The sequence below is a fragment of the Streptomyces sp. NPDC058985 genome (assembly GCF_042740985.1).
GTDB lineage: Bacteria > Actinomycetota > Actinomycetes > Streptomycetales > Streptomycetaceae > Streptomyces.
In genome coordinates, this window is sequence record NZ_JBHYJX010000035.1 from 37,796 (window position 1) to 58,692 (window position 20,897).

Consider the following 20,897-nt stretch of genomic DNA (forward strand, 5'->3'; position numbering starts at 1 on the left):
TCCTCGGCTTTCCTCATACGGAGCACAGGGTGACGAGACCGATTTCTCCGCACCCCCCAGGACCGCCCTCGTCGCCCCTCCCCGGGCACGTCGGCGGCCGCCCCGCCCTCGCGGCGGAGCTTGATCAGCATAGAGACGCAGTTGTGCGACAAGGACCGGATCAGTCGCCGATTCAAAGAAATTCGACCGGAATCTCACGGCGTTACGGATTCCGCGAATTCCCGTTAATTCGAACTCCATCCCGCGTTTCCTCGTGCTCCGGTCGAGGCACGCCGGACCCGGCCGGGTACTCCCGGCTCAGTACCGCGGGTTGCTCCCGCTGCCGGACGACCGCGCGGCCGTTCCCCGGCAGCGTGGAGGGCGTGAAACTCAGCCGACCCGCACGCCGGGCCCTCCTCGTCGTCCACGTCGTCGCCTCCGCCGGCTGGCTCGGGCTCACCTTCGGGCTGCTGGCCCTCGGACTCACCGCGGTCACGACCGCTTCCCCGGCCGCGGTGGAGGCCGGCGTCCGCGGCATGAAGCTCTTCGCCGACTGGCTGCTGCCGCCTCTCGCCCTCCTCACCCTGCTCAGCGGACTGGTGCTGGCCCTCGGCACCCAGTGGGGGCTCGCCCGGCACCGCTGGGTGTTCACCAAGTTCTGGCTGACCCTGGCCACCACGGCCGCCACCGTCCTCGCCCTGCGCCCCGGCGTGAACGCGGCGGTAACCGCCGTGGCGGCGGGGGAGTCGCTGCCGGACGCCGGGGACATCCTGTTCGGCCCCGTCGTCTCGCTCACGGCCTACGTCTTCATGACGGTGATCTCGGTCCTCAAGCCCTGGGGACCGACCCGCCGCGGGCGCGGGCTTCGCCCCCGCCACCCCGGCGGGCTGCGACGGGAGGGGACAGTTCGTAGCATGACGTCATGAACGGCACAGTCCCCGACGTGATGCGGGCGGCGTACATCGACGCCGTCGGTCCGGCGGACGCCATCCGCCACGGCCCCCTCCCGGTGCCGCCGCTGGGACCCACCGACGTGCTCGTGCGGGTGTCGGCCGTGGCGGTCGACCCCGTCGACACCTTCGTACGGTCCGGTGCCTACGCCACACCGCTGCCGCTGCCCTTCGTCGTCGGCCGCGACCTGGTGGGCGAGGTCGCCCTGGCCGGGTCCGGCGCGGCCGGTTTCACCCCGGGGCAGCGGGTGTGGTGCAACAGCCTGGGCCACGCGGGCCGGCAGGGCTCCTTCGCCGAGTACGCGGCGGTCGCCGCCGAACGCCTCTACGCGGCGCCGCCCGGCATCACCGCCGAACACCTCGTGGCCGCCGCCCACCCGGCGGCCTCCGCCTGGCTGGCGCTCTTCCGGCACGGACGGCTCCGGGCGGGCGAGACCGTGTACGTCGGCGGCGGTGCCGGGAACGTCGGTGGCGCGGCGGTGGCGCTGGCCGCCCGCGCCGGGGCCCGGGTGGTCGCCACGGCACGTGCCGAGGACGCGGCGGCGGTCCGGGAGCTGGGCGCCGCCGAGGTCCTCGACCACCGGTCGCCCGACCTCGCCGAGCGGGTGCGCCGGGCGGCGCCCGACGGTTACGACGTCCACCTCGACACGTCGGGGCACGGAGTGCTCGCCGACTCCGTGGAGGCGCTGGCCATGGGCGGACGGCTGGTCGCGATGGTGGGGCTGGGCGGCGGGCCCTCCCCGCTGCCGGTGAGCCGGCTCTACACCAGGGACGCGAGCATCGTGGGCTTCGCCATCAGCAACGCCACGACCGCCGACCTGGCCGAGGCGGCCGAGGGCGTCGTCGGCGTCCTCACCGAGACACAGTGGCGGCCGCGCATCACCGATCGGCTGCCGTTGTCGATGACGGCGGAGGCCCACCGCCGGCTGGAGGCCGGGGAGGTGCGGGGGCGGCTGGTCCTCACACCCTCGTGACCGTCCCCGGCGCACTCCGCCGCCGGCGGATCACCCCAGTGGCCGGACGGTCAGCATCTGCTGCGCGTGGCCCACGGGGCCGTCGACGTCGTGCAGCACGGTGCTGGTGATGCCCTGGCCGGTGGGGCCGAAGACAACCGTGGTGTCCAGGCCGGTCCAGGGCCCGCGGGGCGCGCGGTGCAGGTGCAGGGTCAGGTCGACGTTCGGGAACATCCACTCGGTCGGCGACTGCCGTACGGCGATGCCGTTGGCGGTGTCCACCAGGGTGACGTAGGAGGCCAGCGGGCTCGCCGTCTCACCGGCGACCAGGTCGAGGCCGGTGGAGATCCAGGCGGTGGTGCGGCCCGGGAGCGGCGGTGCCACCGGGCGCACGTCCAGGGAGGCGATGTATCCGCCGGGCCACGCGGTGTCCATGGGCCAGGGGGCGAGAGTCTCCGGCGCGGCGAGCCGCTCCGCGCCGCCGCCCGCCACGGCGCCGGTGTCCACGTCGGCCAGCAGCCAGGCCCTGGCCCGGGTCACGGACCGGCCCGCGATGAGCACGGTCGCCTCGACCAGTTCTATGGTGCGGCCGGGGCGGACGGTCTCCACCCGGATCTCGCACTCGTCAAGGGCCGGGCGGCCGAGGATGTCGAAGCTGATCCTGCTCAGGGACATGGCCGCGCCCTCCCGCCCGGCCAGGTGGCGGTCGACGGCGTGCACGATCAGTCCGCCGAGCGGACTGAAGTGCTGCTCGTCCGCGCTCCACGCCCCGCCGGCGTGCACGGTGGGCTTGTAGCGGTGCTCGTCGATCCGCTCGTAGTAGCTGTCCGGGGTCGCGGTGCTGGTGTTCAACGGGCTGCTCCTGGAACGACGGCGGCGAGGAGAGGGGCCCCGGACGGCGGTGCCCGGGCCGCGACCAGGATAGTTCCGCCACGGAACGGGTCATCTCCCGAGTGGCCCGCCCCCGGCTGGGAACCCAGGTGGGGAAACGCAGGGGGCTGAAGGGGAAGGGAGCGGCGCCATGGCGAGGAACCGGGGCAAGGGCGAGGACCTGGAGAAGGGCGACAAGGTCACCTGGAGCAGCCACGGCTCCCGGGCCGAGGGCGAGGTGGAGAAGAAGATCACCAAGCGCACGGAGGCCGGGGGCCGCACGGTGGACGCCTCGCCCGACGACCCGCAGTACAAGGTCCGCAGCGACAAGTCGGGCGGATCGGCGGTGCACAAGCCGTCGGCGCTGAAGAAGAAGTGAGGCGACATGGACGGTGACGAGCTGCAGGAGATCCGGGACGGCTTCCGCGAGCTGGTGAACATGGCGCCGGCCGATCTGGAGGCATGGCTGGAGACCGACGAGTCCCAGGACGCCGGTCATCACCAGGACGGGGGCGAGTCCACCGGACACGCGTCCGGCCGTCGGATCGTGCGGATCCAGCGGACGAACAAGGAGGACCTCTCGGACGACGACTACGAGCACATGCGCAAGGTCGTCGGCTACGTCCGCCGGCACCTGGCCCAGCGCCCGTCGGGCGACGTCGAGGAGTCCAGGTGGCGCTACTCGCTCATGAACTGGGGCCATGACCCCCTCGCATGACACCGCCGTCGCGCCCGCCGGAAGGAGACGCACCCGATGGGAGACCCGCACCGGCGCCCCGAGGGCGTCAGCGACGAGACAGTGGCGGCCCTGGGCTCCCTGTCCAAGGCCCTGGAGACGACCGAGTGCGCCCGCGGGCACCTGTTCGCCTTCCACCAGCTGACCGGCTCGGCGGACTTCGAGCTGGACCGCGCCGTCGACCTGCTGCGCGCCGCCGGGCACCCGGAGTGGGCGGAACGGGTCCGTACGGAGATCCTGGGCCGCAACGTCATCCCCGGCCACTGGACGTTCCAGGTCGTCGAGGCGTACGACCGGACCTACTACGAGCCGTTCCGGGACCTGGAGCGCGAGGCCGTGGACCGGCTCGCCGAGGGCCGCGACCACCTGTACGAGGCGGAGCTGAAGGAGGCCCGCCGCACCCGGAACCACCCGGACCACACGGCCGGCCCCGACACCCCTCCCACCTGACGGCGCAGTGCCCGGCGCTTCTGTTCAGTCGCGTCCGCGGGCCCGTTTGAAGCGGTCCAGGCCCTCGGCGAGGTCGACGATCGGGTCCGGGTAGGCGTCGTACTCGGCGCGCTCCCGGCCCGTCAGCCGCCACGGCTCGTGCACCGACCGCCCCTCCAGTCCCGCCAGTTCGGGCACCCAGCGCCGCACGTACGCCCCGTCCGGGTCGAAACGCCGTGCCTGGGTCGTGGGGTTGAGGACGCGGTGCGGGCGGGTGTCCGTGCCGGTACCGGCGGTCCACTGCCAGTTGAGCTGGTTGTTGGCCACGTCGCCGTCCACGAGCAGGTCCAGGAAGTGCCGGGCGCCCACCCGCCAGTCGATGTAGAGCGTCTTGGTGAGGAAGCTGGCGGTCAGCAGCCGGGCCCGGTTGTGCATCCAGCCCTCGTGCCGCAACTGGCGCATGGCCGCGTCGACGACCGGGTAGCCCGTGCGCCCGTCCTTCCAGGCGGCGATGTCCTCGTCGGCCTGGGCGCCGGTGCGCCAGTGGTCGTTCCGGGTGCGGTAGTCGTGCGCCGAGGAGCGCGGCCGCGCGGCCAGCACCTGGTGGTGGAAGTCCCGCCAGGCGACCTGCCGTACGAACGCCTCCGCGCCCGCTCCGCCTTTGCCGCGGGCGCGGTGGACCAGCTCGACGGGGGAGAGGGCACCGAAGTGCAGATGGGGGGAGAGCCGGGAGGTGGCGTCGCCGGCCAGGTCGTCGTGGCCGTCCGCGTAGCCGGTGATGCCGTCGCGCAGCCAGGCGGTCAGCCGCTTCCTGGCCTCCCGCTCGCCGCCGGCCGGCAGGCCTGGGGACAGTCCCGTGAGGTCCCGGCGGCTCGGCAGCGGTTCCGAGCCGATGCCGCCCGGGACCCGGATCTTGCGGGGCGCGGCGAGAGACTCGCGCACGGAGCACTCGCTCCAGCGGCTGTGGTACGGCGTGAAGACGGCGAAGTGGTCGGAGGAGGCAGGAGTGACGGCCCCCGGCGCCAGCACGGTCGTCACCGCGTCGTGGACGTGCAGCCGGCACCCCTTGGCCTCGAGGGCGTCGCGGAGCCGCTCCTCGCGCCGGTGGGCGTGCCCGCTGACGTCGGACGCCATGTGCACCTCGTCGGCCTCCGCCTCGGCGGCCACCGCGCACACCTGGTCCACCAGGTCGCCGGAGCGCACGACGAGGTGCCCGCCCCGCTCCCGCAGCCCCGCGTCCAGGTCGTGCAGGCAGTCGGCGAGGAACGCGAGCCGGTTGGGCGCCGCGAACCCGGCCGCGTCGACGGCGTGGTCCCGGACGAACAGCGGCACCACGGCGCTCGACCCGTCCAGGGCGGAACGCAACGGCGGATGGTCGTGCAGCCGCAGGTCGCGGGTGAACAGGACGACCGACGTGGTCATGACGCTCCTTGGTGGGGGGATCGGGCCGCCGCGGCGCCGGTCGCGGATCCGCGGCGCGCGGCTCTCATGAGGCGGACGTGTCCCGGGTGGCGGCCCGGGCGATGTTGCGGGCCATGCCGCCGAACACCGCTGCGTGGAAGGCCCACACGCTCCACCAGTAGGCGTGCCCGGCCAGCCCGTGCGGGTGGAACAGCGCCCGCTGGCGGTACCGCGTCCGGCCCTCGGCGTCGGTGTCGGCGTACATCTCCAGCCAGGCCAGGCCCGGCAGCCGCATCTCGGCGCGCAGCCGCAGCAGCCGGCCCGGGACGATCTCCTCCACCCGCCAGAAGTCGAGCGAGTCGCCCGCCCGCAGCCGGGCCGCGTCCCGGCGGCCGCGGCGCAGACCGACCCCGCCGACCAGCCGGTCGAGCCAGCCCCGTACCGCCCAGGCCAGCGGGAAGGAGTACCAGCCGTTGTCGCCGCCGATCCCCTCGATGACCCGCCACAGCGCGGCGGGCGAGGCGTCGACGGTGAGCGTGCGGTGGTCGGTGTAGAGGCTGCCGCCCGCCCAGTCCGGGTCGGTGGGCAGCGGATCGCTGGGCGCCCCCGGGACCGACGCGGACGACCAGCGGGTGGTGACCTGTGCGTCCCGCACGCGTTGCAGGGCCAGCCGCAGCGCGCCGTCGAAGCCGAGCGGATAGCCCGGCGGCGCGGGCACGTACTTCAGGATGTCGTTCTCCCGGCACACCACCTCGTGCCGCAGCGACTCGGTGAGCGGGCGGGCGATCGAGGCGGGGACGGGAGTGATCAGTCCGACCCAGTGGCTGGACAGGCCCGGTGAAAGCATCGGCACCGAGACGATCAGCCGCTTGCGCAACTGTGCGACCTCGGCGTAGCGGACCATCATCTCGCGGTAGGTCAGGACGTCCGGCCCGCCCACGTCGAAGGCGCGGGACACCTCCGCCGGCATCGTCGCGCTGCCGACGAGCGCGCGCAGCACGTCCCGGACGGCGATCGGCTGGATGCGGGTGTGCACCCAGCTGGGCGTGACCATCACCGGCAGCCGCTCGGTGAGGTAGCGCAGCATCTCGAAGGAGGCCGACCCGGAGCCGATGACCACCGCCGCCCGCAGCACGGTCGTGGGCACCCCCGAGGCCAGGAAAATGCGGCCGACCTCGGCGCGGGAGCGCAGGTGCGGGGAGAGTTCCCGTTCCGGCACGTCCGACGGGGTCAGTCCGCCGAGGTAGACGATGCGCCGCACCCCGGCCGCCTCGGCCCGCTCGGCGAAGGTGCGCGCCGCCTGCCGGTCCGTTTCCTCGAAGTCGTCGCCGCTGCCCAGCGCGTGCACCAGGTAGTAGGCCACGTCGACGCCGTCCATCGCCCGCGCCACCGAGTCGGCGTCCAGGACATCGCCGCGCACCACCTCGGCCTCGCCGGCCCACGGGTGGTCGCGCAGCTTGTGCGGGGAGCGGGCCAGGCACCGCACCCGGTGCCCCGCGCCGAGCAGTTCCGGCACGAGCCGGCCGCCGACGTAGCCGGTGGCGCCGGTGACGAGGCAGCGCAGGTTGGTTCCGCCGCCGTCACTCGGGCCTTCGCCGCTCGCGCGGTCGCGTTCTGCACTCATGGGGCTCCGTCTCTCCCGGGACAGTCATCACGTGATCACTTCCCGCGGGCGCACGGTGATGGATGCGCGAGTGCCCAGGTTGACCCTTCTATACGCTGATCGCGTGGCGACAGCGAACCAGCGCGGGCAGCACGCGCACGAACGGGGGACCGGGGCCGGTCCCGAGGCGAGTGACCTGCACGTCCTCGCCTCGCACCTGAGGCGGATGAACGGCGAGATCAACCGCCTCGTGCACGGTTTCGCCGGCAGCCACGGTCTGCACGCCACCGACGTGCAGGCGCTCGCGGCGATCCTCGACTCGCCCGAGCCCATGACGCCGGGCCGGCTGCGCGAGCACCTCGGGCTCACCTCGGGCGCGGTGACCGCGTGCGTGGACCGGCTGGAGCGCGCGGGGCATGTGCGCCGGGTCCGGGAGAGCGCCGACCGCAGGGTCGTTCATCTGCACTACGTGCCGGAGGCGCGGGCGGCGGCCCGGACGTACTTCAGGCCGCTGGCCGAGGCCGCCGCGTCGGCCCGCTCGCGCTTCGACGAGGACGAACTGGCGGTCGTGGTGCGTTTCCTGGCGGCGATGAACCAGGAACTGGGTCTCGTACGGTCCGACGCCGGCTGATCGAGGGCCGTCCGCCGCATCCGGAGGACCCGCCGGGGCAGAAGAGCGGTGTGTCACGAGAGGCCTCAGTAGTTCAATCATTGAGATTGTTTATGATCGAGTTACTTTCCTCGCCGCCGGAGACCAGGAGACCTGAAGACCGATGTCCATCCCCACCCGACGCGCCCGCTGGCTCGTCCCCGTCGTCCTGCTCCTGGCCTGGCTCGGCATCGGCGGAGTGCTCGGCCCGTACGCCGGAAAGCTCGGCGAGGTCGCCACCAACGACCAGGCCGCCTTCCTGCCCCGCAGCGCGGAGTCCACCCAGGTCGTCGACGCCCAGAAGGCGTTCCAGCAGGACGAGACGCTCCCGGTCATCGTCGTGTGGACCGCGGACGACGGCGGTTCCGTCACCGAGCACCGCGCGGCGGCCACCCGGTCGGTCGCCTCCGTCGAGGGCGGGCCCGGCGTCGTGGGGCCCCCGTCGCCGGCGCTGCCCTCCGAGGACGGCGAGGCGCTCCAGGCCGTCGTCCAGCTGAGGCCCGACCTCGGCGAGGCACTGCCCGACGCCCTGGACCGCGTCCAGGACGCCGTCGGGAAGGTGCCCGGCACCGAGGCGCAGCTCGCGGGACCGGCCGCCTCCCAGGCCGACCTCTCCGACGCCTTCTCCGGCATCGACGGACTGCTGCTCGGCGTCGCCCTGATCACCGTGCTGGTGATCCTGCTGCTCGTCTACCGCAGCGTCCTGCTGCCCCTGGTCATCATCCTCGGAGCGGTCTTCGCCCTCGGCCTGGCCTGCGCGATCGTGTACGCCCTCGCCGACCGCGGCGTCGTCCGCGTGGACGGGCAGGTCCAGGGCATCCTCTCCATCCTGGTCATCGGCGCCGCCACCGACTACGCGCTGCTGCTCACCGCCCGCTTCCGCGAGGAACTCGCCCGGCACCCCGACCGGTTCGGCGCCGTGCTCGCCGCGCTGCGGGCCTCCTGGGGCGCCGTCGTCGCCAGCGCGGCGACCGTCGCCCTGGGCCTGCTGGCGCTGCTGCTCAGCGACCTGACCAACAATCGCGCGCTCGGGCCCGTCGGTGCCATCGGCATCGTCTGCGCGGTGCTGAGCACGCTCACCTTCCTGCCCGCCGTGCTGGTGCTGCTCGGCCGCGCCGCCTACTGGCCGGCCAAGCCCGTCCGGACCGGCGACCCCGAGGCCGGGCACCGCCTGTGGCACCGCGTCGCCGAACGGGTGGACCGGGCCCCGCGCCGCATCTGGGCGATCTCGCTGGCCGCGCTGATCGCCTGCGCCGCCTTCGCGCCGACCCTGACCTCCCGGGGTGTCCCGCTGGACGAGATCTTCGTCAACGACGCGCCCTCGGTCTCCGCCCAGCAGACGCTGGCCCGGCACTTCCCGGGCGGCTCCGGCAACCCGGCCGTGATCATCGCCGACGCCGACCGGGCGGACCCGGTCCTCACGGCCGCCCGCGACACCCGCGGCGTCGCCTCCGCAGCCCCGGTCACCGAGTCCGGCCGCCCCGGGCGCGGGGAGCCGAGGGTCGTCGACGGACGGGTGCGGATCGACGCGACGCTCCAGGCGCCGGCCGACAGCGACGCCGCCAAGAGCGCGGTGGCCCGGCTCAGGACCGCCGTCCACGAGGTGCCCGGCGCGGACGCCCTGGTCGGCGGCTACACCGCCCAGCAGTACGACACCCAGTGCACCGCCGAACACGACCGCACGCTCATCGTGCCCGTGGTCCTCGCCATCATCCTGGTCATCCTGATCGCCCTGCTGCGCTCGCTGCTGATGCCGGTGCTGCTGGTGGCGACGGTGGCGCTGAACTTCCTGGCCACCCTGGGCGTCTCGGCCCTCGTCTTCACCCACGTGTTCGGCTTCAGCGGCACGGACGCCTCCGTCCCGCTGTACGGGTTCGTGTTCCTGGTCGCCCTGGGCGTGGACTACAACATCTTCCTGATGTCCCGGGTGCGCCAGGAGTCGCTGGAGCACGGGGTGCGGGAGGGCATCCTGCGGGGCCTGACCGCCACCGGTGGCGTGATCACCTCGGCCGGTGTCGTCCTCGCCGCCACCTTCGCCGCGCTCGGGGTGATCCCGCTGGCCTTCCTGGTGCAGATCGCCTTCATCGTGGCCTTCGGCGTACTGCTGGACACCCTCGTGGTGCGCTCCCTGCTGGTCCCCGCGCTCGCCCGCGACATCGGCCGCGCCGCCTGGTGGCCGAGCCGGCTCGGCCACCGCACACCGCCCGGGACGGAGTGACCCGGGCGGGACGTCACGCGCCGGGAGTCCCCGGGGCGGGCCGCACCGTGCCGAGGTAGCGCCGCACCTCGATCTCGATGACGACCCGCTCCGGGTTCTCCCGGGGCTGCTTGTAGCGGGCCGCGTACCGGACCTCCGCGTCGCGGACCGACGCGGCGTCCTCCCGTACGGTCGCGACGCCCTCCAGCGTGGACCAGCGTCTGCCGTCCACCTGCCCCACGGCGACGACGGCGGACCCGGCCCGCAGCACGTTGCGGGCCTTGGCGGTGCCCCGGCCGGTGATGACCCGGGCCGTGCGCGTGGTGTGGTCGTACGTCACTCCGACCGGGACCAGGTGCGGGCTCCCGTCCGCGCGCGGCGTCGACAGGAAGCACACCCGGCGCTCCCGCCAGAATCCGACGAACTCCTCGTCCGCGTCGTGCCGTTCCCCGGTGTCCATCCGATCTCCTCGTCCGAGCCGCGTGTGTCCCGTCGGGAACAGCATCGCCCGGGGCGCCGCGACGCCGCTCGGCGGGGTGCGCACCGGGATCAGGCGGCGGCGTCCCGTTCCGCGGAGCGCGGCGCGGCCGGCTCGGGGAGGCGGGCCGGGGCGTCCTGGCCGCGGCCGCCCGGGAGGAGTCTCAGATGGCGGCGCCGGGCGTGCCGGGCCGGGACCGGGTCGGCGAACAGCCGGTCCTCCAGATACGTCATGGTGAACAGCAGCAGCCCGACTCCGGGCAGCAGCAGGACGGCAACGTAAACCACGGTGCGGGGCCCCCTCCGCTGTGGACGACTCCTTTCGGGTGCCCCGGCGCACGCCGCTGATGAGCGGATGCCGAGTGGAGATGACGCAACTGTCGGACATAAGGGGCAAGTGGCGGGAAGGGGGTGGGTGTGTCCCGGCTCACCGGGCGTCATGTTCGGGTCCCGGATGGGTAGGCGGCCCCGACGGCGGACACGTCATCCCCGAAGAACGGAGCAGTCGAGCCGATGTCGCACACCTTCCCACCCACCGCCCAGGGCACGAACGCGCAGTTGGCGGCCTCCTGGTCGGACTGGTTCGGCGATCACACCGAGGCGCTCATCGGGATACCCCTGCGCATCGCACTCATCGTCCTGGTCCTGCTGGTGCTGCGCGCGGTGGCCAAGCGGGCCATCACCCGCGTGGTCAAGGGGGTTCTGGAGCCGTCGTCGGGCGAGGCCGAGCAGAGCCGCCCCCGCAGGTCCAACCGTGGAGCCACCGTCCTGCACCGCGACCGGACCAGGGCGCGCCAGCGCCGCGAGCAGCGGGCCCGCACCATCGGCTCGGTGCTCAGCAGCGCCGTGACCATCGTGCTGTTCATGGTCGGCGTGGCCATGGTGCTCGACCAGGTCGGCATCGCGCTCGGTCCCCTGCTCGCCAGCGCCGGAGTGGTCGGCCTGGCGATCGGCTTCGGCGCGCAGAGCCTCGTCGCCGACTACCTGTCGGGCCTGCTCATCATGGTCGAGGACCAGTACGGCGTCGGCGACTCCGTCGACCTCGGAGAGGCCGTCGGCGAGGTGGAGCACGTCGGCCTGCGGCTCACCCACGTACGTGACCTCAACGGCGGCCTGTGGCACATCCGCAACGGCGAGATCCTGCGCGTCCGCAACGACAGCCAGGAGTGGGCGCGCGCCGTCCTGGACGTCGCCGTGGCCTACGAGGCCAACCTCGACGCCGTCTACCGCGTCCTGGAGGAGACCGGCCACGCCCTGCGCGAGGACCCGCGGTTCGCGGACGTCCTGCTGGAGGACCCGGCGGTGTGGGGCGTGCAGTCGCTGGACGCCGACGGGGTCCTCGTGCGGCTGGCGGTCAAGACCGTGCCCCTCCAGCAGTGGGGTGTCACCCGTGAACTGCGCCGCCGGGTGAAGGAGGCCCTGGACGAGGCGGGCATCGACATCCCCTTCCCGCAGCGGACGGTGTGGGTGCGCACCGACCAGCCGGACGCCGAGGCGGACGCGCTCACGCGCTGACACGCGAGGGCCGGGATTTGCCGGTCCGGCAAACATCTTTGGCGTCGCCGGTGCGGCCGGTGGAGCCTGCGTACGGGGCGCGCGCGGGTCGCGCGTCCCGTGCACAGACGCGTCCGACCGCCGCCCAGGAGGCATCATGACCGACCTGCCCCTCCCCGCTCCCGCCGCGGAGTTCTGGGAGGCCCGCTACCGCGACACCGACCGCGTCTGGAGCGGCCGCCCCAACGGTCTGCTGGTCCGCGAGGCGAGCGGCCTCACGCCCGGGACCGCGCTGGACCTCGGCTGCGGTGAGGGCGCGGACGCCGTCTGGCTGGCCTCCCGCGGCTGGCGGGTCACCGGCGTGGACATCTCCGGCACCGCTCTCGAAAGGGCCGCCGGGCACGCGGCCGAGGCCGGGGTGGGCGACCGGATCGCCTGGGAACGCCACGAGCTGGGACTCTCCTTCCCCGAGGGCGCGTTCGACCTGGTCAACGCGCAGTATCTGCAGTCCCCGGTCGCCTTCGACCAGCGGGCGGTCCTGGACGCCGCGGCGCGGGCCGTGGCGCAGGGCGGGACGCTGCTGGTCGTGATGCACGCCGGCTGGCCCTCCTGGCAGACCGAGCCGCCCTTCGACGCGGTCTTCCCCACCCTGGACGGGGTTCTCGCCGAACTCGCCCTGCCGGACGGCGAGTGGACCGTCCGGACCACGGAGACCGTCCGCCGTCCGAGCGTCTCGCCGGAGGGTGCGGAGGGCTTCCGCGAGGACAACGTGTGGCGCCTGCGACGGGCGTGAGAGCCCTGATGTACCTGATATGTCGCTTTTGTTGAAGAAGTTATCTTCTGAGAATTTTGAGAAGAGAGGCATGTTTTGGGACTCACCGGACACCCTGGGGTGTGAAGGCCATTTGGCTACCAGAGGGAGATGGTGAAATGCCTTCCAAGGACAAGGTGCTCGAGGAAGTCACCCGCACCGAGAACATCGAGATCGACGCGGTACTCGACCCCGCCGAGGCTGACGGAGTCTTCCGTGACAGCCGCGAGTGCGCCGCGCTCGCCCTCCAGTCCGGAGGCGGCAGTCTGCTGCTTTCGCCGCCGGCCCCGCGCCCGAAGAAGGGCTGACGGACCGACGGGAGCAGTGAAATGGAGCAGTCGAGCACGTCAACCCTCCTGCAGGGCGCGGTGCTGGACCTCGCTTCCGACGTGGTCTCCGCTCTTCGGAGCGGAGACCACGTGCGAGCGGGCAGCACCCTGACGACCGGCGGCGCCGGTGAGGGCGTCGCGCGTGCGGCGGTACGCGTTCTGGGCGCCGACACGCTGTTGCCCGCCGTCCTCCTGCGCGTTCCGCCCGACCCCGGGCAACTCGCGGTGTTCAAGGACGCCGTCACGGCCCATCCGCCGCGTCCCGACGCGGCCCCCACCGTCGTATGGAGCCACTGGGCCATGGCCCGTGCCCTGCGCCGGCTCGACCATCCGCCGCCCGGCCCGACCGCCGGCGAGCCGGGTGCGGAACCCGGCACCGGCTGGCTCGACGAGGCCGGTTGGCAGGTGCTGACCCATCAGCTCGCGGTCCTCGCACCGCTCGCGCTGCCCGGCGAGGAGTGCGCGGTGACCCGCCTGGCCCGGCGCCGCCCGGTCGACGTGGCCCGCGGTTTCGTCCGGGCGGTGCGCCGCCGGGACTGGCAGCAGGCGGCCGGAGCCGGACGCTGGCTCACCCTCCTGGACGGGGTGCCGGAGAGCCTGGGCCTCGAAGCGGGACTCGACTTCGTACGCCTCATGGGCGGCTCGGACCCCAGGGTGGCGCTCCAGCTGGAGGCGGCGCGGCTGATGCCCGCCGGAGTCCTCCTGTGAGCGTCCGGGGCGTCGAGGAGGCGGCCCTGGACTGGGTGTGGGACCACCGGGACCGCTTCGCGCTCGGCGAGGACGCGCTCGCGGCGGAGGGCCAGGTCAACCGGACCTGGAAACCGCTGGGCGAGCTGACCCGGGTCTGCGCCTCCGTGTCCCTGTGCACCCCGCCGGCGGACCCGCTGCACAGCCGGGTGTCCGACCTGCTGGACTTCGCCTGGCAGCAGACCCACCGGGGCGAGCTGTTTCCGCTGATGCAGTCGCTGGAGCCCTTCGCCACCTACCCGTTGGAGGTGTACGCCGCCTTCGCCTCGGCCGGATTCCGCCACCCGGGCTACGAGGCGTCCGCCGCGGTGGTGGCCCGTACCCGGGGCTGGCGGCTGACCGAGCAGTACCCCACCCGGCGGCTCGGCGTGCTGGAGGCCGAGCGGCACAGCGGCATCCACCCGCACGGGCGGCTCCCGCAGGCGCTGGGCCGGACCTGGCTGGGCGGCCTGCCCGAGCCGTGGACCTTCGAACGGGCGGCCGGTTACGCGCTCACCCACGTCGTCTTCCACCTCACCGACTGGGGACGCAGCCCCCAGGGCGTGCCGTCCGATCTCGCGGACTACCTGGCGCACTGGCTGCCGCCCTGGCTCGACTCCTGTCTGGAGGCCCGGATGTGGGACCTGAGCTGCGAACTGCTGGCGGTCGCCGCCGGCCTGCCGCACCCGCCGGAGCCGGCCGTTCTGGAGGACGCCTGGCCGCGCGTCGCGGCCGCCCAGGACGCGTCCGGCGCGATCCCCGAGGAGGGGGCCCTGCAGGACGCCGCCGGGGAGCACGCGGGAAACGATCCCTATGACTTCACGGACTGTTACCACTCCACCCTGATGGCCGTGTTCGCGGCCGCGCTCACCACCGCACGGCTGGGCGACACGGACCACGCCGGACAAGGAGTGCCGGGATGACGGACACCCGCCTGATCCACGGCGTCGGCGCCGGTGCGCTGGAGTGGCTCTGGGCCCACCGCGACGGCTTCCGCCTGGAGCAGGACGTGGACCCCGAGACCGGCTTCCTGGAGCGCTTCAAACCGATCGGCGAACTCGCCCTGATCTGCAAAGTGCTCTTCCGCGAGGGAGTCGCCGGCTCCCGGCAGGCCCAGCTCGCGCGCCAACTGCTCGACCACACCTGGCGCGAGACCCTGGACGGCGGCCGGATGCTGGTGCGCGGCCAGCGGATCGAGCCCTTCTCGCCCGTCCCTTTCGAGGTGTACCTGCCGTTCAAGGAGCTGGGCTACAGCCAGCCCGAGGTGGAGGAGGCCACGGTCCTCAACCACCGGCTGGACAGCTGGGCCCGGTTCCCGGTGACGCCGACCCGGCGCCTGGGCCTGTCCGCGTTCCAGCGCCGGTTCGGCCTGGCCGCCCGGCCGCCCGAGGCCGACCTGGTCGCCACCACCTGGCTGGCCGGGACCCCCGAGCCCTGGACGGTCGAGGGCCACACCGCGTACGACATCACGCACACCGTCTTCCACCTGACCGACTGGGGCGAGAACCCCGGCGGGCTGCCGCCCTCCGTGGCCGAGTACCTCGCCACCTGGCTGCCGGTGTGGATCGACGACTGGCTGGACCTCGAACGCTGGGACCTGCTCGGCGAACTCCTCGTGGTCGACGCCTGCCTGCCCCGGCCCACCCTCGACGAGGCCGCCTGGCGGGGCTTCGCCGCCGCGCAGCAGCCCGACGGCGCCATGCCCGCCGTACGCACCATGCCCGAGGGCAGCCCCGACTCGCTGTTCGACCTGGTCTACCACCCGACCCTGGTCGCCGCCTTCGCCTCCCTGCTCGCCACCTCCCGCGCGCTCAGCGAGCTGGCGCACACGGCGTCGTGACGGGCCGTCCCACGCCCTGGCCGGGCGACCCCGACGACGCGGGCGACTTCCCGACGGGCCCGCCGGCGCCCCCCGCACCCGCCGACGACGCCGCCCTGCGCGAGCGGCTGACCGAGGCCGTCGCCGCCTGCGACGCCCCCGACGTCGTCTTCGCCGTCTCCCGGCACGGCCGGCGCATCCTGGTCGGCGGCGGCACCGCACCGCCCCCCGACGTCCCGCGCGAGGACCTGCGCTACGAGATCGGGTCGGCCTCCAAGACGTTCACCGGACTGCTGCTGACCCGGCTCGTACGGCGCGGCGCGCTCACCGGCGGCGAGGCCGCCGTCACCTGCCTGGACCCAGGCCGCCCGGCCGGCCCGCACCCCGTGACGCTGGCCCACCTCCTCACCCACACGGCGGGACTGCCCGCCCTCCCGGCCGGCTTCCTGCGCACCGGACTGTCCGCCTGGCGCACCAACCCCTACGCGCGCTACCCGGCCGAGCGGCTGACGGACACCTTCCTGCACCACCGGCCCAGGCACCGTCCCGGAACCCGCTGGCACTACTCCAACTACGGCGTCTCCGTACTCGGACACGCGGTCGCCGCGGTCCTGGGGACTTCCTGGGAAGACCTGCTCACCCGTCAGGTCCTCGAACCGCTCGGCCTCGGCGGCACCGCCCTGCGCGCCGAGGGCCCCGGCACCGACGCCGTGGGACACCGCAAGGACGGCCGCACCCCCGTCCCGCCGTTCGACGCGGGCGGCTTCCAGGCGGCCGGGGCCGTCCGGTCCACCCCGCACGACCTGCTCACCTTCCTCGAAGCCCACCTCGACCCGGCCGGCTCACCGGCCGCCGGAGCGCTGGGCGCCGTGCGCGTACCCGTGCTGCGGCGGGGCGTGGGGCACCGGCACGTGCACACGGTGGCCTGGTTCCGGCACCCCACCGACGGCGGGCCGATGTACTTCCACAGCGGGGCCACCCTGGGCCAGCAGGCGTTCCTGGGCTTCCGCCCCGACACGGGCACGGCCCTGGCGGCGGTGTGCGGCAGACGCTTCCGCGCCGCGGACCCCTTCATCGCGGGCGCCTACGCCTTCCTGGCGCAGACGCAGCAGACGCAGCAGACGCAGCAGACGCAGCAGACGCAGCAGACACGGCAAACACAGCAGACGCGGCAGGCACAGCGATAGGCGCGGGGCCGCGTTCAGCGGCGGCCCCGCGCCCAGGACCGCCTCGCGGCGGCCGTCCGTTCGTCAGACCCGCTGCCACAGGGCCGGGGTGCTCGCCGGCGAGCCCACGCCCTGCGCCTGGTGGCCCTGCAGGCACCGGTAGCGGGCGCCCGCGTAGGACACCGTGGCGCCCGCCTCGTACACCCGGCCCGAGGTCCACGCGTCCGCCGCCGCGTTGTCCTGCGGCGGTGCGGGGGTCCCGGTCGCGGCCGAGGTGGTCTTCAGGGTGAGGCCGAAGTCGCTCAGCAGCGGGTTGATCGGCTGGTAGAAGGTGGTCCCGCCGTTCGTGCAGTTCCCGGAGCCGCCGGACGTGGTGCCCTGGCCCTGGGTGCCCGAGACGTAGGGGCCGCCCGAGTCGCCGGGTTCGGCGCACACCGTCGTCTCGGTGAGCCCGTTCACGGTGCCCTCCGGGTACGTGACACTCGTGTCGTGCTGCTGGATGGTGCCGCAGTGCCACCCCGTGGTGGAGCCCGAGCGGCACACCGAGGCGCCCACGAGCGCCTCCACCGAGCCGGCGATCTGCACCTTCTCGCCGCCCTCGCCCTTCACGTCCGGCGTCGCCGTCCAGTCCGAGTTGACGCCCACCCAGGCCATGTCCTTGCCGGGGAAGGTCGAGGCCTGGAAGGTGCCCTGGGCGGCCTCGTTGAATCCGGTGGTGGTGGCGCCCGGGTCGCCGCAGTGCCCGGCCGTGGCGAAGCCCTGCTGGTCGTCCTTGGTGACGCCGAACCCGATGGAGCAGCGGGCCTGGTCGTTGATGTAGTAGGCGTCGCCGCCGACCAGGTCCGTCAGCAGCCGCGGCCGGTTCGGGGAGATCCGGACGCCCACGTCCTGGCCCGCCAGACCGGCGGTCTCGACGAAGGCGTCCGCCGCGGACCGGCTGGTGGCCTGGACCACGACCCGGTTGGTCTTCACGTCGACGTACCACACCGGTGTCTGCCGGGTCCGCATGCGGACGGCGGACGCGTCCAGCTTCTCCTTGACCGAGCGGAGTTCGGCCAGGCCCCGCTCGACGACCGCCGCCTTGGCGCCGCCCGCCTCGATGGCGGAGGTGTCCGCCGCGTCCGTGGTGGCGACGGTCAGTTCGGCGGAGGTCGCGCCGCTCACCCAGGCCCCCGCGAAGCGGTCGCCCAGCGTGTTGCGCAGCATGCCCGCGCGCGTACCCGCCTCCTGCTCGTTGGCCAGCCGTGCCGCCGCCTGCCCGGGCGACAGCCTGAGGTCGCGTTCCATCGCGCGCAGCATCCGCGCCGACGGCGCCGCCGGGGCGGGCGTCCGGACGGCGGCGGGCTGCGCACCGGGAGCGGGGAGCGGCGCGGCCGAGGCGGCCGAGGGGAGTGCGGTCAGGACCAGGGCGCCGAGCGCGGTCAGGGCTGCGCGGCGGCTGCGCGCGGCGTGTCTGCCGACCATGCGATGTGCCTCCTTCGAGGGCTGTGCGAGACAGCGGTGTTCGGTGCGCGACCGTGGGTCACGGTGCGACTGCGACGAAGTCACAGGTCTTGCCGGAAAGACCGGCGGCGACACCGGCCCCGGCCGTCTTTCGCGCTATGGGGGACGCGGTGGGTGCCAAGTGCAGTACGCGCGGCATCCGCCCGTCGGCCGGCCCGGGGGCTCAGGCGGGCTTCAGACCCGGTGCGCCCGCCTCCGTGACGAAGGACGCGGCCGTGGTGATCGGGGCGCCGGGCGTGGTGACGGCGGACACGGTCCGGAAGTCCAGGTGGGCGGCCTGACGGTCCAGTTCCACCCGGACGTAGCCGCGCTTGCCGTTGTAGAACTTCATGTGCGGGTTGGCCCGCAGGTACAGCTCCCAGTTGGCGGGCTGCTCCACGCCGTCCCGGCCGCTGGCCACCGAGGTGCAGGTGATCTCGGTGCCGACGGTGGCGGACGCCGGGTCGTCGAAGTCCTCCTTGACGTCCAGGGCGTAGCCCACGTGCACGTCGCCGGTGAGGATCAGCCAGTTGTCGACCCCGGCGGCCTTGGCCCCGGCGACGAGCCGGTCGCGCGAGGCGCGGTAGCCGTCCCAGGCGTCCATGGAGAGCGCGGCGTCGGCGGTGTCGTCGAACTTGCGCTGCGAGAAGCAGACCTGCTGGGGCATCACGTTCCACAGCGCGGTCGAGCCCTGCCAGCCGTCCAGCAGCCACTGCTCCTGCGCCGCGCCCGTCATGGTGCGCGCCGGGTCGTCGGACTCGGGCCCGGGGGCGTGCGGCCGGTCGTCGTACGCTTGGTCGGAGCGGTACTGGCGGGTGTCGAGGAAGTCGAACTGGGCGAGCGTGCCCCAGTGCAGCCGGCGGTACAGCCGGGCGTCCGGTCCCTGCGGCAGCTGCTCGGCGCGCAGCGGCTGGTTCTCCCAGTACGCACGGTAGGCGGCGGCCCGGCGCAGCAGGAACTCCTCCGGCGGGATGTCGTTCTCGGGGATGCTCCCGGCGTAGTTGTTCTCGGTCTCGTGGTCGTCCCAGGTCACGACGAACGGGTGCGCGGCGTGCGCGGCCTGGAGGTCCTCGTCGCTCTTGTAGAGCGCGTACCGCATCCGGTAGTCCGCGAGGGTCATCGTCTCGCGGTTGAACACGTCGGGCAGCGTGACGTCGGTGTAGTTGCGCTCGCCGCCCGCCGAGTTCACCGCGTACTCGTACAGGTAGTCGCCGAGGTGGAAGACCACGTCGACGTCGTCCTCGGCGACGTGCCGGTGCACCGTGTAGTAACCGTCCTGGTACGCCTGGCAGGCGACGGTCGCGATCCTCAGACCCGACGTGGCGCTGCCCGCCGGCGGCGCGGTGCGGGTGCGGCCGGCCGGGCTGAGCCAGGCGCCGGCGCGGAAGCGGTAGTAGTAGACCGTGCCGGGGGTCAGGCCCTTCACGTCGACGTGCACGCTGTGGGCGTACTCGGCGTGCGCCTCGGCGGTGCCCCGCAGCAGGACGGCCGCGAAGTACTCGTCGAAGGCCACTTCCCACTCGACCGTGACCCGTTCCGTGCCCATCCCGCCGTCCTCCAGGAACGGCTCGGGCGCCAGCCGGGTCCACAGCAGCACCGAGGCCGGCATCGGGTCTCCGGAGGCGACGCCGAGGGTGAAGGGGTCCTTGGTGATCCGGGCGGCCTCGCGCTCGCGGGCGGCGACCGCGCCGCGGGCCGGCCGGTTGGTGGCGAAGGCGAGTGCCGCGGTCGCCGCGGTCACGGTGAGGAAGCGCCTGCGGCCGAGGTGCCGGGCGGCGGCACGCAGCACCGCGTCGTGCGGGGAGAACGCGTGCTCGGCCAGTGCGCTGTGACGGCCCGTGGGCGCCATCTGGTGTCCTCTCGTACGGGGCGTGGCGGACCCCGCATGCTAAGCAGACAAAACACCTGAAACGGTCAGGGCTTGCGGAGTGATCACACAGGAGGAGGTACGCGCGGACGCCGGAGCCGGACCCACGGCGTCCGGCTCCGGCGTGGCGACGCGGCGGACCCTAGGACGGCAGCGGTGAGCGGCTGACCCTGATCTTCGACTGGCCGTGCGGGCGCTTCTCCCAGTCCTCCATGAACCGCGCGTGCAGGTTGTGCTGGGCGGCCAGCGTGAGCAGGGTGTCCGTGCGGTAGTAGAAGTCCTCGCGCAGCACCTGGTGTTCGGTGCCCTCCGTGCGGTCGAAGGTGAAGTCGAAGAACCCGGTGTCGGTCAGGACGCGGCCCACGTTGCGCAGGCACTCGTCGATGACGCGCGGCGGGGAGTGCGAGAAGACGCTGTGCGCGTGGACGACGTCGAAGTGGCCGTCGGGCAGGAACTCCAGCCTGAGGTCCCCGGTGAGGGTCAGGTGGGGCAGCTTGGCCTGGAGACCGCGCTCGGTCAGCGTCCGCTTGGCGGCGATCAGGATGTCCGGCGAGATGTCGATGCCGTAGTAGTGGCCGGCGTCGAGGTGGTCGATGAAGCGCCAGCCGCCGCGCAGGTTGCCGCAGCCGATGTCGAGCATGCGGTGCTCCGGACGGAGTCCGTGCTCGACGAGGTAGTCGAACTGCATCTGCCCGAGTGCCAGCCACCGGTCGTGGGTCCGGCTGCCCACCGCGGCCTCGGGGTCGCGGCGGGTGTCGGAGGCCATCACGGCCCGGTAGTAGCCGACGTGGTCGGGGTGCCTGAGCCGCAGCCACGCGTCCCGCCCGGCCCGGCGGACGTAGGGGCCGACCCGCTCGGGGTGGCGCAGCGCGTACCCGACCTTGTGCGTGAGCGCCGCGCGGTTGCTGCGCAGCTTCTTCGGGGACCTGGCGTCCTTGGGCATGGCGGAAGCGACCTCC

22 protein-coding genes are annotated in these 20,897 nt (G+C 73.5%); 14 read left to right on the forward strand and 8 right to left on the reverse strand.

Annotated elements, in window-relative coordinates; translation table 11 throughout:
• The first annotated feature begins 362 nt into the window (after window positions 1-362).
• On the forward strand, window positions 363-905 hold the full coding sequence (locus ACFW01_RS26655) for a DUF2269 domain-containing protein (RefSeq protein ID WP_384507300.1): 543 nt from the start codon (window positions 363-365) through the stop codon (window positions 903-905).
• Window positions 902-1,903: a zinc-binding dehydrogenase gene (locus ACFW01_RS26660; protein WP_234955729.1), complete on the forward strand. Its 1,002-nt coding sequence runs from the start codon at window positions 902-904 to the stop codon at window positions 1,901-1,903. The genes ACFW01_RS26655 and ACFW01_RS26660 overlap by 4 nt, the downstream gene beginning before the upstream one ends.
• Before the next feature lie 30 nt (window positions 1,904-1,933).
• Here ACFW01_RS26660 and ACFW01_RS26665 read toward each other — a convergent pair whose 3' ends face one another.
• Window positions 1,934-2,734, reverse strand: coding sequence for a thioesterase family protein (locus ACFW01_RS26665; RefSeq protein WP_234955730.1), 801 nt, complete (start codon window positions 2,732-2,734; stop codon window positions 1,934-1,936).
• A gap of 169 nt (window positions 2,735-2,903) precedes the next feature.
• On the opposite strand from ACFW01_RS26665, the gene ACFW01_RS26670 reads away from it, so the two are divergent.
• From ACFW01_RS26670 to ACFW01_RS26680, 3 genes are read left to right on the forward strand one after another with little or no spacing between them, the layout of a single operon-like run.
• Window positions 2,904-3,131, forward strand: coding sequence for a DUF2945 domain-containing protein (locus tag ACFW01_RS26670; RefSeq protein ID WP_352156919.1), 228 nt, complete (start codon window positions 2,904-2,906; stop codon window positions 3,129-3,131).
• A 6-nt stretch (window positions 3,132-3,137) separates the two neighbouring features.
• Complete coding sequence (locus ACFW01_RS26675; protein WP_234955734.1) at window positions 3,138-3,470, forward strand: DUF3140 domain-containing protein; 333 nt, start codon at window positions 3,138-3,140, stop codon at window positions 3,468-3,470.
• 36 nt (window positions 3,471-3,506) lie between these two features.
• Window positions 3,507-3,938 carry a hypothetical protein gene (locus ACFW01_RS26680; RefSeq protein ID WP_234955736.1) on the forward strand — a complete coding sequence of 144 codons (432 nt, stop codon included), beginning with the start codon at window positions 3,507-3,509 and terminating at the stop codon, window positions 3,936-3,938.
• 24 nt (window positions 3,939-3,962) lie between these two features.
• Here the strand turns inward: ACFW01_RS26680 and ACFW01_RS26685 are convergent, their stop codons facing one another.
• The gene (locus ACFW01_RS26685) at window positions 3,963-5,339 is read right to left on the reverse strand and encodes a cryptochrome/photolyase family protein (protein ID WP_384507306.1); all 1,377 of its coding nucleotides are present in this window, start codon (window positions 5,337-5,339) and stop codon (window positions 3,963-3,965) included.
• A 64-nt stretch (window positions 5,340-5,403) separates the two neighbouring features.
• Window positions 5,404-6,942 carry an SDR family oxidoreductase gene (locus tag ACFW01_RS26690; protein ID WP_384507309.1) on the reverse strand — a complete coding sequence of 513 codons (1,539 nt, stop codon included), beginning with the start codon at window positions 6,940-6,942 and terminating at the stop codon, window positions 5,404-5,406.
• A 103-nt stretch (window positions 6,943-7,045) separates the two neighbouring features.
• Here ACFW01_RS26690 and ACFW01_RS26695 point away from each other — a divergent pair, with 103 nt between their 5' ends.
• Both ACFW01_RS26695 and ACFW01_RS26700 read left to right on the forward strand, forming a co-directional pair.
• The gene (locus tag ACFW01_RS26695) at window positions 7,046-7,552 is read left to right on the forward strand and encodes a MarR family winged helix-turn-helix transcriptional regulator (RefSeq protein WP_234955742.1); all 507 of its coding nucleotides are present in this window, start codon (window positions 7,046-7,048) and stop codon (window positions 7,550-7,552) included.
• Window positions 7,553-7,694: 142 nt separating this feature from the next.
• Window positions 7,695-9,788 (forward strand): MMPL family transporter, encoded by a 2,094-nt coding sequence (locus tag ACFW01_RS26700; RefSeq protein WP_384507312.1) that lies wholly within the window; start codon window positions 7,695-7,697, stop codon window positions 9,786-9,788.
• Window positions 9,789-9,801: 13 nt separating this feature from the next.
• On the opposite strand, the gene ACFW01_RS26705 is transcribed toward ACFW01_RS26700, so the two are convergent.
• Both ACFW01_RS26705 and ACFW01_RS26710 read right to left on the reverse strand, forming a co-directional pair.
• The gene (locus tag ACFW01_RS26705) at window positions 9,802-10,227 is read right to left on the reverse strand and encodes a pyridoxamine 5'-phosphate oxidase family protein (RefSeq protein ID WP_234955746.1); all 426 of its coding nucleotides are present in this window, start codon (window positions 10,225-10,227) and stop codon (window positions 9,802-9,804) included.
• An 89-nt stretch (window positions 10,228-10,316) separates the two neighbouring features.
• The gene (locus ACFW01_RS26710) at window positions 10,317-10,532 is read right to left on the reverse strand and encodes a hypothetical protein (RefSeq protein ID WP_234955748.1); all 216 of its coding nucleotides are present in this window, start codon (window positions 10,530-10,532) and stop codon (window positions 10,317-10,319) included.
• 225 nt (window positions 10,533-10,757) lie between these two features.
• On the opposite strand from ACFW01_RS26710, the gene ACFW01_RS26715 reads away from it, so the two are divergent.
• From ACFW01_RS26715 to ACFW01_RS26745, 7 genes are all read left to right on the forward strand, one after another.
• Window positions 10,758-11,759, forward strand: a complete 1,002-nt coding sequence (locus ACFW01_RS26715) for a mechanosensitive ion channel family protein (RefSeq protein WP_234955750.1) — start codon at window positions 10,758-10,760, stop codon at window positions 11,757-11,759.
• A 136-nt stretch (window positions 11,760-11,895) separates the two neighbouring features.
• Complete coding sequence (locus tag ACFW01_RS26720; protein WP_384507317.1) at window positions 11,896-12,531, forward strand: class I SAM-dependent methyltransferase; 636 nt, start codon at window positions 11,896-11,898, stop codon at window positions 12,529-12,531.
• Between the two features lie 137 nt (window positions 12,532-12,668).
• Window positions 12,669-12,857: a hypothetical protein gene (locus ACFW01_RS26725; protein WP_122615275.1), complete on the forward strand. Its 189-nt coding sequence runs from the start codon at window positions 12,669-12,671 to the stop codon at window positions 12,855-12,857.
• 21 nt (window positions 12,858-12,878) lie between these two features.
• On the forward strand, window positions 12,879-13,586 hold the full coding sequence (locus tag ACFW01_RS26730) for a hypothetical protein (RefSeq protein WP_384507321.1): 708 nt from the start codon (window positions 12,879-12,881) through the stop codon (window positions 13,584-13,586).
• Complete coding sequence (locus tag ACFW01_RS26735; RefSeq protein WP_234955756.1) at window positions 13,583-14,527, forward strand: DUF6895 family protein; 945 nt, start codon at window positions 13,583-13,585, stop codon at window positions 14,525-14,527. Before ACFW01_RS26730 ends, ACFW01_RS26735 begins: the two co-directional genes overlap by 4 nt.
• Window positions 14,524-15,444 carry a DUF6895 family protein gene (locus tag ACFW01_RS26740; protein ID WP_234955757.1) on the forward strand — a complete coding sequence of 307 codons (921 nt, stop codon included), beginning with the start codon at window positions 14,524-14,526 and terminating at the stop codon, window positions 15,442-15,444. Before ACFW01_RS26735 ends, ACFW01_RS26740 begins: the two co-directional genes overlap by 4 nt.
• Window positions 15,441-16,610: a serine hydrolase domain-containing protein gene (locus ACFW01_RS26745; RefSeq protein ID WP_384507325.1), complete on the forward strand. Its 1,170-nt coding sequence runs from the start codon at window positions 15,441-15,443 to the stop codon at window positions 16,608-16,610. The genes ACFW01_RS26740 and ACFW01_RS26745 overlap by 4 nt, the downstream gene beginning before the upstream one ends.
• Before the next feature lie 63 nt (window positions 16,611-16,673).
• Here the strand turns inward: ACFW01_RS26745 and ACFW01_RS26750 are convergent, their stop codons facing one another.
• The 3 genes from ACFW01_RS26750 to ACFW01_RS26760 all read right to left on the reverse strand — a co-directional run bounded on the left by ACFW01_RS26750 (window position 16,674) and on the right by ACFW01_RS26760 (window position 20,881).
• Complete coding sequence (locus tag ACFW01_RS26750) at window positions 16,674-18,053, reverse strand: alpha-lytic protease prodomain-containing protein (RefSeq protein ID WP_384507328.1); 1,380 nt, start codon at window positions 18,051-18,053, stop codon at window positions 16,674-16,676.
• A 202-nt stretch (window positions 18,054-18,255) separates the two neighbouring features.
• Entirely contained in the window at window positions 18,256-19,920 is a 1,665-nt protein-coding gene (locus ACFW01_RS26755) for an alkaline phosphatase D family protein (RefSeq protein WP_384507331.1), read from the reverse strand.
• 160 nt (window positions 19,921-20,080) lie between these two features.
• Window positions 20,081-20,881, reverse strand: coding sequence for a class I SAM-dependent methyltransferase (locus ACFW01_RS26760; protein ID WP_384507334.1), 801 nt, complete (start codon window positions 20,879-20,881; stop codon window positions 20,081-20,083).
• Between the last annotated feature and the right edge of the window lie 16 nt (window positions 20,882-20,897).